Origin of the sequence: Caulobacter vibrioides (assembly GCF_002858865.1) — a bacterium.
Classification (GTDB): domain Bacteria; phylum Pseudomonadota; class Alphaproteobacteria; order Caulobacterales; family Caulobacteraceae; genus Caulobacter; species Caulobacter vibrioides.
On record NZ_PJRR01000013.1, the window covers coordinates 244,912 to 258,372 of the forward strand.

13 protein-coding genes are annotated in these 13,461 nt (G+C 67.1%); 6 read left to right on the top strand and 7 right to left on the bottom strand.

Annotated elements, in window-relative coordinates; genetic code table 11:
* Positions 1–49 precede the first annotated feature (49 nt).
* Positions 50–595: an SH3 domain-containing protein gene (locus CVUC_RS09430; protein WP_010921548.1), complete on the bottom strand. Its 546-nt coding sequence runs from the start codon at positions 593–595 to the stop codon at positions 50–52.
* A 72-nt stretch (positions 596–667) separates the two neighbouring features.
* On the opposite strand from CVUC_RS09430, the gene CVUC_RS09435 reads away from it, so the two are divergent.
* Both CVUC_RS09435 and CVUC_RS09440 read left to right on the top strand, forming a co-directional pair.
* Positions 668–1,654, top strand: coding sequence for a 2-hydroxyacid dehydrogenase (locus CVUC_RS09435; RefSeq protein ID WP_024265998.1), 987 nt, complete (start codon positions 668–670; stop codon positions 1,652–1,654).
* Positions 1,655–1,749: 95 nt separating this feature from the next.
* Positions 1,750–3,753, top strand: a complete 2,004-nt coding sequence (locus CVUC_RS09440) for an alpha/beta hydrolase family protein (protein WP_096034676.1) — start codon at positions 1,750–1,752, stop codon at positions 3,751–3,753.
* A 4-nt stretch (positions 3,754–3,757) separates the two neighbouring features.
* Here the strand turns inward: CVUC_RS09440 and CVUC_RS09445 are convergent, their stop codons facing one another.
* From CVUC_RS09445 to CVUC_RS09455, 3 genes are read right to left on the bottom strand one after another with little or no spacing between them, the layout of a single operon-like run.
* Entirely contained in the window at positions 3,758–5,302 is a 1,545-nt protein-coding gene (locus CVUC_RS09445; protein ID WP_096034677.1) for an acetyl-CoA hydrolase/transferase family protein, read from the bottom strand.
* 51 nt (positions 5,303–5,353) lie between these two features.
* Positions 5,354–6,313, bottom strand: coding sequence for an alpha/beta fold hydrolase (locus CVUC_RS09450; protein WP_096034678.1), 960 nt, complete (start codon positions 6,311–6,313; stop codon positions 5,354–5,356).
* A gap of 54 nt (positions 6,314–6,367) precedes the next feature.
* Complete coding sequence (locus tag CVUC_RS09455) at positions 6,368–7,105, bottom strand: HesA/MoeB/ThiF family protein (RefSeq protein ID WP_015923352.1); 738 nt, start codon at positions 7,103–7,105, stop codon at positions 6,368–6,370.
* A 5-nt stretch (positions 7,106–7,110) separates the two neighbouring features.
* Here CVUC_RS09455 and hslV point away from each other — a divergent pair, with 5 nt between their 5' ends.
* Positions 7,111–7,713, top strand: a complete 603-nt coding sequence (hslV, locus tag CVUC_RS09460; protein WP_015923353.1) for an ATP-dependent protease subunit HslV — start codon at positions 7,111–7,113, stop codon at positions 7,711–7,713.
* Complete coding sequence (gene hslU / locus CVUC_RS09465; RefSeq protein WP_096034679.1) at positions 7,713–9,005, top strand: ATP-dependent protease ATPase subunit HslU; 1,293 nt, start codon at positions 7,713–7,715, stop codon at positions 9,003–9,005. Before hslV ends, hslU begins: the two co-directional genes overlap by 1 nt.
* Positions 9,006–9,127: 122 nt before the next feature.
* On the opposite strand, the gene CVUC_RS09470 is transcribed toward hslU, so the two are convergent.
* Together CVUC_RS09470 and CVUC_RS09475 are read right to left on the bottom strand one after the other, a co-directional pair.
* On the bottom strand, positions 9,128–10,030 hold the full coding sequence (locus tag CVUC_RS09470; RefSeq protein WP_096034680.1) for a methylated-DNA--[protein]-cysteine S-methyltransferase: 903 nt from the start codon (positions 10,028–10,030) through the stop codon (positions 9,128–9,130).
* Positions 10,031–10,076: 46 nt separating this feature from the next.
* Entirely contained in the window at positions 10,077–10,553 is a 477-nt protein-coding gene (locus CVUC_RS09475; protein ID WP_096034681.1) for a DUF2244 domain-containing protein, read from the bottom strand.
* A 63-nt stretch (positions 10,554–10,616) separates the two neighbouring features.
* Here CVUC_RS09475 and nth point away from each other — a divergent pair, with 63 nt between their 5' ends.
* Complete coding sequence (nth, locus tag CVUC_RS09480) at positions 10,617–11,342, top strand: endonuclease III (protein WP_096034682.1); 726 nt, start codon at positions 10,617–10,619, stop codon at positions 11,340–11,342.
* Between the two features lie 126 nt (positions 11,343–11,468).
* On the opposite strand, the gene CVUC_RS09485 is transcribed toward nth, so the two are convergent.
* Entirely contained in the window at positions 11,469–12,326 is an 858-nt protein-coding gene (locus CVUC_RS09485) for an ATP-grasp domain-containing protein (protein ID WP_164468254.1), read from the bottom strand.
* Positions 12,327–12,470: 144 nt separating this feature from the next.
* Between CVUC_RS09485 and CVUC_RS09490 the strand changes: the two genes are divergently transcribed.
* Complete coding sequence (locus CVUC_RS09490; protein WP_096034684.1) at positions 12,471–13,460, top strand: adenosine kinase; 990 nt, start codon at positions 12,471–12,473, stop codon at positions 13,458–13,460.
* Position 13,461 lies beyond the last annotated feature (1 nt).

The following is a 13,461-nucleotide window of genomic DNA, read 5'->3' on the forward strand; positions in this document are numbered from 1 at the left end:
GTGGGTGAGGCCTCAACGTTTCCCTACGCGAACCCGATCCCAAGCCGACCTATCGTTTGCGACACTGAACGGCCGGATCCGCGCCCCAGATCTCGCCCTCGCGCGCCCAACCCGACGATCCGTCGGCGCGAAGCCTGCACCAGCCGTTCTCGCACTTGTCCAGCGAGGCCACCGCCCGCGCCTTCAGATAGGCGTTGACCTTGGCGCCGTCCTTGGGCGCGCTGAGCAGAGCCAGATTGGTCGGCTGGACGCGCATCGCCGAACGCCGGCCGTCGGTGGTGCGCTTATGGACCCAGGCCAGACCGCCCTCCGGGTCGCAGATCCGGCGCCACTCGCGGGTTTCGGCCACCACTTGCACCGGCAGGCCCTTGGCGTGATAGACCCAGAGCAGTTGGTGGGCTTCATCCGGACCGTTTCGCGCGTTGACCTCGGCGTACTTCAGCGAAACGTAGCGCGGCACCTCCAGGCCGGAGGGCGTGACCCTGGGCCCCTGGGCGGCCACCGGCCCCGCCAGCAAAGCCGCTCCCGCCGCAATTCCGACCATGACACGCGTCAAACCCATTCGAGACGAACCTTGTTCTGTTTTTGACCGCATGTTGCTTGGCCCCCACCGGCCCCTTTGCTACAGCTTTCAAACGCCTGTCAGAGAGAGCTTTTCAAACCGCCCATGGCCGCCCGCAAGCTCAAAGTCATCGTCACCCGCAAACTCCCCGATCCGGTGGAGACGCGGATGTGCGAACTGTTCGACACCGAACTGAACGTCTCCGACAAGCCCATGACGGCGGACGAGTTGGTTGACGCGATGAGCCGCGCCGACGTGCTGGTGCCGACGATCACGGATCGTATCGATTCCCGCCTTTTGTCGCGATCCGGCGACCGCCTCAAGCTGATCGCCAATTTTGGCGCCGGCGTGGACAATATCGACGTCGCGACGGCCAATGCCCGCGGCATCATCGTCACCAACACCCCCGGCGTGCTGACCGAAGACACCGCCGACCTGACCATGACCCTGATCATGGCCGCTTCGCGTCGGATCGTAGAGGGCGCGGAAGTCGTCAAGGCCGGCGGTTTCCACGGCTGGTCGCCGACCTGGATGATGGGCCGCCGTCTTTGGGGCAAGCGCCTGGGCATCATCGGCATGGGTCGCATTGGCCAAGCCGTGGCCCGCCGCGCCAAGGCGTTCGGCATGCAGGTCCACTACCATAACCGCAAGCCGGTCAGCCCGCGCATCGCCGAGGAACTGGGCTGCACCTACTGGGAAAGCCTCGACCAGATGCTGGCCCGGATGGACTTCGTGTCGGTCAACTGCCCGCACACCCCGGCCACCTACCACCTGCTGTCGGCCCGCCGCCTGAAGCTGCTGCGCCCGCACGCCGTGGTGGTCAACACCGCGCGGGGCGAGGTGATCGACGAAGGCGCCCTGGCCAACATGCTGGCCAAGGGCGAGATCGCCGGGGCCGGTCTCGACGTCTACGAGCACGAACCGGCTATCAATCCCAAGCTCCTGAAGCTGCCCAATGTCGTGCTGCTGCCCCACATGGGCTCGGCCACGGTCGAGGGCCGCATCGACATGGGCGAGAAGGTCATCGTCAACGTGAAGACCTTCATGGACGGGCACAGGCCGCCGGATCGGGTCATCCCGGCGATGCTGTAGACGCGGCCTTAGCGCCTTCGCGCCGCCGACGATCGAGACACTTGCTTGTGGCGACTTCCCTCAATACGCTCGCCTGAGTTGAGGGGGACAGAGCCATGCTTAGCCGTCGCGCCATTGTCGCGTCGGGCGTTTTCGCGCCCGCGCTGGCCAGCTTTTCGATCGCTAGGGCTCAGGCCTCACCTCACACCATCGAGGAACTCAGCGCGCCGCCGGTCGACCGCGATGCGGCGCTGTCTCCGAACGGCAAGTTCATCGCCTTGGCGTCAACGCGTCGGATCGACGAGAACAAGGATGACTCCAGCATCACGATCATCCCGGCCGACAATCCCGAGAAGACCCTGACGGTGCTGCCGCTCGGCGATCGAGATATCGCAAACGTCACCTGGGCCAGTGACCGCCGCCTGCTCATCACCCTGGTGATCCCCCTGCGACGCGGCGGGCCGTCCATCGGGACTCGCCTCGCCTCGACATCAGATCCGGACGAGCGGCCGAAGGCGCGCCGGGTTCTGGCCATCGACATGGACGGCAAGAACAGTGTCATGCTCTTCGGTAACGATCAGATGCTGCGCGAGGTGCCGGACCTGGGGGACATCGTTGACCTTTTGCCCGATGATCCCGACCACATCCTGGTCAAGGCCGCCAACTTCAGCGCTGGGATCTATTGCCTCTACAAGGTCAACATCCTGACCGGTGAACCGGAGCTCTTCGAGCGCGGCACGCTAAAGACCCGGCGCTGGTTGACCCAAGCCGGCGTTCCGGTTGTCCGCTATGACTACAATGATCGCGGCACCGTTCAGACGATTTATGTCCGGGCGCCGGGAGAGGCGGCGTGGCGGTTCTTCCGCAAGCTACGCGGCGATCAGCAATCGAAGGCCGAGTTCGAGTTCATAGGCGCAGCGCCGCAGCCCGGCGTGATGCTGGCGCTCGCGCCCCAGGGCGACGATGGGGCGCTGGCGCTACGCGAGTTTGATCTGCGCACCCTGGCCCTGGGCAAGACCCTGGCCAGCAAACCCAATCGCGACGCCGAATGGGTTTTGCGAAGCCGCAAGGGCGAGCTTATGGGCGTGGCCTTCATCGAGGATCGCCTGACCTACAAATTCACCGATCCGCGCATGGAGTCGGTCTATCGCGGCCTCAACCGTTACCTCGGCGATGTCTGCAACATTCGCATTTTCGATATCAGCGACGACGGCATGCGCTTCCTGGCGCGCGTCACCGGTCCCCGTGAACCTGGAACGCTCTATTTCTATGACCGTGTGACAAAGCGCTTCGACGGGATCGGCCAAGCCTATCCGACGCTGACGCCCGAGCGCCTGGCGCCCATGGAGACCCTCAGCGTCCGCACCCGCGACGGTGCGACGATCACCGCCTATCTGACCATTCCGCTGGCGCCTGGCCCCCGGCCCCTGGTCGTGTTTCCGCACGGTGGACCGGAACTGCGCGACCACTACGATTATCAGACCTTTGTCCAGGTTCTGGCCGCGCAGGGCTGGTTGGTGTTGCAGCCCAATTTCAGGGGCTCAGGCGGCTACGGGAAGGCGTTCGCCGACGCCGGTCGCAAGCGCTGGGGCGACCGGATGCAGGAAGACCTCGAGGACGCCGTGGCGCATGTCCTAGCCAGCGGACGCGCTGATCCAAAGCGTGTGGCCATCGCCGGCGCGAGTTACGGCGGCTATGCGGCGCTGCAGGGCGCCGTCCGCAATCCAGATCTCTACAAGGCCGTGGTGTCCATCGCGGGTGACTGCGATCTGGTGGAGTCGATCGCCTTTTCCAGGATGCAGGACGGGCCCGATTCACCCTCCTATCTCTATTGGTTGGAGACAATCGGAGACCCCGCCAAGGATCGCGACATGCTGAGAGCCGCTTCGCCGGCCTTGCACGCCGAAAAGGTGCGAGCGCCGGTGCTGTTGATCCACGGTCTGGAGGACGTGATCGTTGCGCCCAAACAATCACGAATCATGCAGAGCGCTCTGAAATCGGCGGGAAAGTCGGTCGAACTGATCGAGTTGAAGGACGTGGGCCACCGCGATTTGCGTGAGGAGCATTGGAATCTCGTCTACTCGCGAACCGTCAAACACATCGCCAAGGCCTTAGCCTGACGCCTCACCCCCGCATGTCCCCCGTCTCGATAAACCGCTGGTGCCAGGCGAAGGCCTCCATCAGCAGGGTCGGCGACTGCTGACCGTAAGAGTCGCGCCGGGCGCGGGTCAGATAGTCCTTCAAGGCCGGTCGATAGTCTGGATGGGCGCAGTTCTCGATGATCACCTCGGCCCGCTGCCGGGGCGACAGGGCCCGCAGATCGGCCAGGCCCTGCTCGGTGACCAGGACCTGGACGTCCTGGTTGATGTGATCGACGTGCGGGGTCTTGGGGACAATGGTCGAGATCTTGCCGCCCTTGGCCGTCGAGGGGGCCATGAAAATCGAGACATAGGCGTTGCGGGCGAAGTCGCCGCTGCCGCCGATGCCGTTCTGGATGCGCGAGCCCATCAGGTGGGTCGAGTTCACCGCCCCGTGGATGTCGGCCTCGATCATGCCGTTCATGGCGAGGCAGCCCAGGCGTCGGATCAGCTCGGGGTGATTGCTGATCTCCTGCGGTCGCAGGACCAGGCGGTCGCGGAGTCTGTCGAGGTCGGCGTTCAGCGTATGGGCGGCCTCGGGGCTGAGAGAGAAGGCCGTGGCCGAGGCGCTGAGCAGCCTGCCCGACTCCAGCAGCGCCAGCATCCCGTCCTGCAGGACCTCGGTATAGGCGGTCATACCCTCGAACGGCCCATCGACCAGGCCGAACATCACCGCATTGGCGATGTTGCCGACGCCCGACTGCAGCGGCAGCAGGTTGGCCGGCAGGCGACCCCGCGCCACCTCGTGGCGGAAGAACTCCAGAAGGTGGCCGGCGATGGCGCGGTGATCCTCGCCCGGCGCATCGAACGGCAGATTGCGATCGGGGGTGTCGGTTTCGACCACCGCCACGACCTTCGCCGGGTCGCACCGGAAATAGGCCTCGCCGATCCGCTGGTCCGGTCGCGTCAACGGAATAGGCCGCCGGTCTGGCGGCAAGGCCGTGCCGTAGTAGATGTCGTGCATCCCCTCCAGAGCGGGGTTCTGCCAACGGTTCACCTCGAGGATCACTTTCGAGGCCCGGTCGATCCAGGTCTTGTTGTTGCCCACGGACGAGGACGGGATCAGCGAACCGTCCGGCCGGATCCCGGTGACCTCGATCAGGGCGGTGTCGAGCGGTCCGAGGAACCCCTGCCAGGCCATCGGGGCGACCTGCGACAGGTGCATGTCGAAATAGTCCATTTCGCCGCGATTGATCATTTCCCGGGCGATAGGGTCGGAATTGTAGGGTAGGCGGAACTCGATGCCGTTGGCCTTGGCCAGGGCCCCGTCCAGCTCGGGTCCCGTCGAGGCGCCGGTCCAGACGCGCAGCTTGAAGGGACGCCCAGCGGCGTGCTCGGCCTCGATGCGGCGCGCCAGCGCCGTGGGAACGGCCTTGGGATAGCCCGATCCGGTGAAGCCGCTCATGCCGACGGTCTCGCCTGGACCGATCAGCGCCGCCGCGTCCTCGGGCGACATCACCTTGGCCTTCAGCGCGTCCAGCCCGATCCGTGATCCGCTCATGCTCGCCCCACGCGCTTGCTTCACCCGCATATGGCGGGTCTGGCGCTGCGCTGTCAGGTCCGTACGAACCCGCAGGCGGCGCTAGTTGACGGGGTGGGCCGCCAGCCAGGCCTCAAGATCCGCCGCCGAGCGGTCGGGGATCTGCTCCATCGGCACGTGGCCCACGCCCGGATAGAGGATCAGGGTCGCCCCCGGTATGGCCTTGTGGAACTTCTCGCCGTCGGCGGCGGGAATGATCCTGTCTTCCTGGCCGAACATGATCAGGGTCGGGGCATGGATCGTCGAAAGCTCGGCGACGGTGGCGTCACGGCGGGGCCCGCTCTGCAGAGACAGCAGAATGTCGCGATGACCCGGCCCGCGGGACAGTTCGACATAGCGATCGATCAAGGCTGGTGTGACCAGGCTCTGATCCCAGTAGCCCGAGCGTAGCCCCTGCGCGACCAGAGGCCGGGTGTCGACGTCCTTCAGCACAGCGCGGCCGATCGGATGGCGAAGTATGGTGAAGATCAAAGCTCCGCCCGAATTCTCGGACGGCCATCCCGCCGCATCGACCAGCACAAGCCGCTGAACCTTGTCGGGATGATCGACCGCATAGGTCCAGGCCACCGCGCCGCCCATCGAATTGCCGGCCAGGGTGAAGCGGGTCAGGCCCAGCCGCGCCGTCAGAGCATCGACCACCGCGACGAACCCTTGGCGCCCCGCGACATAGGGGCCCGACGTCCGCGTCAGGCCATGACCCGGTAGATCCAGAACGATCACACGATAGGTCTTGGACAGCCGCGCGGCCCAGGCGTCCCAGGCGTGGGTCGAGGCCGAGTAGCCGTGCACCAGCACGATCGCCGGGGCGTCACGCGGTCCAAGGTCGCGATAATGCGCCCGCACGCCGCCCGGAAGCGCCATGTAGCGGGAGTCCGCATAGCCATACTTGGCTTCCAGCGTCGCATAGGGAATGTCTGGCCTCTGCAACAGAAACCAGGCTCCCACGGCGACAGCGATCAACACACCCAGCGCGATCGCCAGGCCCCGCGCCCAGGTTTTCATCCCAAAACTCCCGCAGACAGTCAGCCTATAGCGAACGGCGTTACGCTAGGGAGGTCAAGCGCCGCAGGACGGGCACTGCGGGTCGCGCCCGATCCGGACCGTGCGCGTTTCGCCGGCCAAACCGTCATAGATCAGCAAGCGCCCCGAAAGGGGCTCACCCGCGCCGGTGATCAGCTTCACCGCCTCCAAGGCCATCATGGAGCCGATCACGCCGGCGAGCGCCCCGACCACGCCCACCAGGGCGCAGGTCTCCGCGTCGGGCGGGATGTCCGGCACCAGACATCGATAGCAGGGCTGGCCGTGGAACACGCCGACCTGGCCCGTCCAGCGCCCCAACGCGCCGCTGACGAGGGCTTTGCCCTGCACAACGCAAGCATCGCTCACAGCAAAGCGGGTCGCGAAATCGTCTGTGCCGTCCAGAACCAGGTCATACCCGGAAACCACCGCCTGGGCGTTGGAGGCGTCCAGCCATACCGGGTGGGTTTCGACGCTTGTGTTCGGATTGAGCGTGCGCAGATGCTCGCTCGCCGCCTCCACCTTGGGCCGGCCCACATCGCCAGTGGCGTACAGCACCTGGCGCTGCAGGTTCGAGAGCGAGACGATGTCCGGGTCGACCAGCCCGATCGTCCCGACCCCGGCGGCGGCCAGATATAGCGCGGCCGGCGCGCCAAGACCGCCCGCCCCCACCACCAGAACCCGCGCGGCCTTGAGCTTTTGCTGGCCCGGGCCGCCCACTTCGCGCAGCACCAGATGGCGGGCGTACCGCTCGACCTCGCCGTCGGAAAAACTCATGGCGCTTGACCCTCCGCCCCGGCCTCGCCACATGCGAAGCCATGCAAAGCAACAGCTCTTCCTTCCCCGACTGGCACGGCACGACCATTCTGGCGGTGCGCAAGAACGGCTCGACCGTGATCGCCGGCGACGGACAGGTCTCCATGGGCCCAACCGTCGTCAAGGGCAACGCCCGCAAGGTGCGTCGCCTGGCCGGCGGCAAGGTGGTCGCGGGCTTCGCCGGCGCCACGGCCGACGCCTTCACCCTGATTGAACGGCTGGAAGCCAAGCTGGAGCAGTATCCCGACCAACTGGCCCGCGCCTGCGTCGATCTGGCCAAGGACTGGCGGACCGACCGCTACCTGCGCCGGCTGGAAGCCATGCTGCTGGTGGCCGACAAGACCGCCATCTACACGGTCACCGGCGTCGGCGATGTTCTGGAGCCCGGCGAGAGCCTCGGCGGCGGCGCGGTCGCGGCGATCGGCTCGGGCGGCAACTACGCCCTGGCAGCCGGCAAGGCCCTGATCGATCTGGACCTCTCGGCCGAGGACATCGCCCGCAAGGCCATGGGCATCGCCGCCGAGATCTGCGTCTACACCAACGGCAACCTGACCGTCGAAAGCCTGTAATGACCGAGTTTTCGCCCCGCGAGATCGTTTCCGAACTGGACCGCTACATCGTCGGTCACGCCGAGGCCAAGAAGGCCGTCGCCGTGGCGCTGCGCAACCGCTGGCGCCGTCGCCGGGTCCCCGCCGACCTGCGCGATGAGGTCACCCCGAAGAACATCCTCCTGATCGGCCCCACCGGCGTCGGCAAGACCGAGATCGCCCGCCGTCTGGCCAAGCTGGCCCAGGCGCCGTTCCTGAAGGTGGAAGCCACCAAGTTCACCGAGGTCGGCTATGTCGGCCGCGACGTCGACCAGATCGTGCGTGACCTCGTCGAAAGCGCCCTGGCCATGGTGCGGGAAAAGCGCCGCGCCGCCGTGAAGGCCAAGGCCGAGGGCGCCGCCGAGGAGCGGATCCTCGACGCACTCACCGGTCCGGGCTCGACCGCCGCCCGAGAGTCGTTCCGCAAGAAGCTGCGCGCCGGCGAGCTGGACGACAAGGAGGTCGAACTGCAACTGGCCGACACCGGCGGTCCCAGCTTCGACATCCCCGGCCAGCCCGGCGCGGCGGTGTTCAACCTGTCGGACATGATGAAGTCTCTGGGCGGTGGCCGCACCAAGACCCACAAGACCACCGTCTCGGGCGCCTGGGCGCCCCTGATCGCCGAGGAAAGCGACAAGCTGCTGGACCAGGAGGCCCTGACCCAGGAGGCGCTGGAACTGGCCGAGAACCACGGCATCGTGTTCCTGGACGAAATCGACAAGGTCGCCAGCTCCTCGCAGCGTTCGGGGGCCGATGTCAGCCGCGAGGGCGTGCAGCGGGATCTCTTGCCGCTGATCGAGGGCACGACGGTCTCGACCAAGTACGGGCCGGTCAAGACCGACCACATCCTGTTCATCGCCTCGGGCGCCTTCCACGTCGCCAAGCCCTCGGACCTTTTGCCGGAACTGCAGGGCCGCCTGCCGATCCGCGTGGAGCTGAAGGGCCTGTCGCGCGATGACATGCGCCGCATCCTCACCGAGCCGGAAGCCAACCTCATCCGCCAGCACCAGGCGCTGATGGCGACCGAAGAGGTCACGCTGGTCTTCACTGACGAGGCGATCGACGCCCTGGCCGACGCGGCGGTGGCCGTGAACGGCTCGGTCGAGAACATCGGCGCCCGCCGGCTGCAGACGGTCATGGAAAAGGTGGTCGAGGAGATCAGCTTCACCGCCGCCGATCGTGGCGGCGAGACCGTGACGATCGATGCGGCCTATGTTCAGGAGCGGGTGGGCGCGCTGGCGGCTAATGCGGATCTGAGCCGGTTTATTTTGTAGCTCTGACTCACCCCCTCCGCGCTGCGCGCTCCTCCCCCAGAGGGGGAAGAAGGAATGGCGCGCACCTTCCGCCCCCTTCCGTGGGCGGACGACCTGCGCAGCAGGTCAGGTGGGGGCAAGTATCACCCCGCCGCCGCGACCGCCTCCATGCCCAGCATCGCCGCCTTGCGGGCCAGACCCCAGTGATAGCCCGTCAGCCGCCCGTCCTTGGCGATGGCGCGGTGACAGGGGATCAGCAGCGAGATGGGGTTGGCCCCAATGGCGCCGCCGGTCGCTTGGAAGGCCTTGGGCTTGCCCGCCCAGGCGGCGACCTGTCCGTAGGTGGCCGTCTCGCCGGTCGGGATCCGTAACAGCGCCTTCCAGACCTGGACGTGAAACGGTGAGCCGATCAGGACGACCGGCAAGGGCCCCTCCCCGCCGGCGAAGGCGTGCAGGGCGGTGGCCTGGGCCGCAAGGTCGTCGCGGCTCCAGTCGGCGGCCGGGAAGCGCCGATGCATGTCAGCGAAACTCGCCTCGTCGTCGCCGTCCGAAAAGGCCAGGCCCGCCAAGCCGCGATCAGCCATCACGAACAGGCCCTTACCGAACGGCGTCGGCGCCCAGCCCCAGCGCAGGCGCATGCCCGCACCGCGTCGGCGCACCTCTCCCGGCGTGGCGGCTTCTTGCGCGATGAACAGATCATGCAGGCGCGAGGGTCCCGAAAGCCCAGCGTCGAAGGCCGCGTCCAGCACCGTGCCGCCGGCCTCCAGCGAGCGTCGCGCCTCGGCGTGGGCGATGGCCAAGACAAAGGTCTTCGGGCTCACGCCCGCCCAGCGGGTGAAGATGCGCTGGAAATGGAACGGCGAAAGGCCCACCGCCTGGGCGGCGTCGTCCAGCGACGGATGATCTGACCACCGCTCGGCCAGCCAGTCGAGCGCCTTGGCCATGCGGTGGTAGTCGACCGAGCGCTCGGCCAAGCGGGCCAACTCCTGGCGCGCGGCCTCAGAAATGGCGTCGGAAAGGGGGGATGCGTCGTAAGCCATGGTCATAGGCTAGGCCCCCGGGCCAGCGCCGTCCGCCCGGTTCTTGCGCTGATCACGACCAGCGCTCGTTGCGAGCCGCGCGGATCGCATCCTTCAGGGCGTCGGCGAGCTCCACGCGCTGGTCCGGTCCCAGGGCGCGCGCCAGGGTCAGGCGTTTTCGATGGATCATCAGCCGAACCCGAACCTCGTGCTCGCCCGGCTGCTCCACGCCGACCCGCGTGAAGGCCGTCGGCGAGGTCCAGACCGTGCGCGCGCCCTTTTCGTCCTCGCGGCTGACCGTCACCGCCTCGGCCGTGACCTGGATGCGCTCGACCCGGCGGGCCGCTCGCGCGCTGGCGCGCAAGGCGATCCACAGCGCCAGGACGTCGAGACCGAGAAAAGGCAGAACCGGTGGGGCGCGGATCACGATCAGAAAGATCGCCACCAGCACGTTGAACGCCATGACCACGGCCAGCAACACCGCGGCGCCCTGCGGGCTCAGCGAGCGGTGGGGGGCGATCACCCGGTCCATGTAGATCGGCTTGGCCATGGCGCGAATTTAGGTGTCAGCCGCGCTCTTGGCGAGCGGAGTCCCCCACGGCATGGTCGCCCCATGGTCAAGACTCCCCGTAAAGCCGCTTTGGTCAGCAAGACGCCGGTCCGCAAGGCCGCCAGGAAGCCCGTCAAACGCCTCTCGCCGGCCCAGCGCGAGCGCGTCGCCGTCCTGTTCGACCGGTTCGAGGGCCTGGACCTGCATCCCAAGACCGAGCTCAACTATTCCAACCCCTATGAGCTGGTCACGGCCGTCGCCCTGTCGGCCCAGGCCACCGACGTCCAGGTCAACAAGGCCACCGGCCCGCTGTTCCAGGTCGCCAACAGCGCCGAGGCGATGCTGGCGCTCGGGGAAGAGGGGCTGACCAAGTACATCGCCTCGATCGGCCTGTTCCGCAGCAAGGCCAAGAATGTCATCGCCGCCGCCCACATCATCATGAACCAGCATGGGGGCGAGGTTCCGCTCAACCGCGAAGACCTGGAAGCCCTGCCCGGCGTTGGCCGCAAGACCGCCAGCGTGGTGTTGAACGAGCTGGATATCGAGCCGGCCATCGCCGTCGACACCCACGTGTTCCGGGTCTCGCATCGCCTGAAGCTGTCGAGCGGCAAGACACCGGACGCGGTCGAGCAGGACCTGATGCGGGTGGTCCCGCCGCCCTACCAGACGCGCGCCCACCACTGGCTGATCCTGCACGGCCGCTATGTCTGCGTGGCGCGAAAGCCCAAATGCGAGATCTGCAAGATCAGCGACCTGTGTCCGTCGCGGGAGCTCTTCTTGGGGGCGTGAGCCCAAAAATCCTCTCCCTGTGGGAGAGGTGTCGGCGCAGCCGACGGAGAGGGGAGAGGCCGCGCCAAGCGACTTCCCCCTCCGGCGCTTCGCGCCACCTCCTCCGCTGGGGGGAGGATTTTGGCGCTAGCCCATCGCCCGCATCACAGCCGCCGCGAAGGCGGCGCCCTTGTCATGGGCGTGCTCCAGGAAGAGGTCGGGTTCAATGACCTCCAGCTCCATCAGCTGGGGCGTGTGGTCGAGGCCCCGGATCAAATCAACGCGCGCATAGGTCAGGGGTGGCCCGGCGGCTTCCAGCACCATGGCGGCCGCGCGCAGGGCTTCAGGTTCGGGCGCGATCTCGCTGACACGGCCACCGAACTGCGGCTGAACGCGGAAATCGCCGTCGACCGCGACCTTGGCGACGGCGTGGCTGAACTGGCCGTCGAAGAAAAACAGAGAAAGCTCGCCCTCCTCGCCCACCGCCGGCAGGAAAGGCTGGATCAGGGCCGGACCCGTCGGGCCACCGTCCAACGCGGCACGCCGCTTGACCCGGATCGTCTCGTGCGAACCCGCCGAGACCTGCGGCTTGACCACCACCTCGTCGACTCCGAAGGCCTCAAACGCGGCCTCGACCGCGTCAGCGGTCAAGCGATCGTGCGCGTGGGTCGGCACGACGGGCGCGCCCTTTCCCGCCAGCTCGACCAGGTAGGTCTTGGTCGAATTCCAGCGCAGCACGGAGGGCGCGTTCACCATGCGCACCCCGCTCGCCTCGAAGGCGTCGAGCTGGGCGAACCAGTCCGCCTGCCTTCCATGGTAGCCCCAGGCCAGGGACGGCATGACCAAGCGCGCCTGGCTTGGTGCGACAGGATCGGTCCACGGCTGAGCCTCGACGGTCAGGCCGTGAGCGCGCAGTGGCGCCGCCAGGCGCTCGAACAGGGTCAACCAGCTGTCGCCATAGCGATGCTCGTCACGAGCCGGGACCAGGAGCAGAACGTCGACCATCGGTTTACCCATGCTTGCTAGAACAGCGCAGCTAGGATGTCGCAGGTCGATGGGCAACCCTCGCGTTGCCATGGCCGGTCACATCCTTTAATCGCAACGCTGCTTGGACCTTCGGTCCTGTTCTTTCAAAGGTTTTTCCGTCTCATGACCGCGCTCTACGACGTCGCCGCCATCGGCAACGCCATCGTCGACGTCATCGCCCAGTGCGACGACGCCTTCCTCGAGCGCGAGGGCCTGGTCAAGGGCTCGATGGCCCTGATCGATCCGGCGCGCGCCGCCAGCCTGTACGACGTGATGTCTGCCGCGATCGAAGCCTCGGGCGGCAGCGCCGCCAACACGGTGGCGGGCGTCGCCAGCTTCGGCGGCAAGGCGGCGTTTCTGGGCAAGGTCGCGGACGACCAGCTGGGCCGCGTCTTCCGCCACGACATGAACGCGATCGGCTGCGTGTTCACGACCCCGCCGCTGGCCGAAGGCCCGGCGACGGCCCAGAGCCTGATCAACGTCACGCCCGACGCTCAGCGCACCATGTCGACCTATCTGGGCGCCTGCGTCGAACTGAACCCCGCCGACGTCGACCCCGACATCATCGAGGCCGCGCAGATCTCGTATCTGGAAGGCTATCTGTTCGACCCGCCCGAAGCGCGCCGCGCCTTCGCCAAGGCCGCCGCCCTGGCCCACGGCTCGGGCCGCAAGATCGCCCTGACCCTGTCCGACAGCTTCGTCGTCGATCGCCACCGCGGCGCCCTGCTGGGCTTCGTCGAGACCCAGTGCGACATCGTCTTCGCCAACGCCGCCGAGGTCTGCGCCCTGTTCGAGACCGACGATTTCGACGCGGCGGTGAAGGCCCTGGCCGAACGCTGCGAGATCGCCGCCGTGACCCGCAGCGAAAAGGGCTCGGTGGTCGCAGCAAACGGGCAGTTGCACGAAATCTCGGCCTACCCCGTGGAAAAAGTCGTGGACACGACCGGCGCGGGCGACCAATACGCGGCGGGTTTCCTCTTTGGCCTTTCCCAGGGCCGCCCGCTGCCTATCTGTGGCCAGCTGGGCAGCCTGGCGGCCGCCGAGGTGATCGACCACTACGGTCCGCGTCCGCAGGTTTCCCTGCGTGAGCTGGCTGAAAAGAACGGACTTTAGA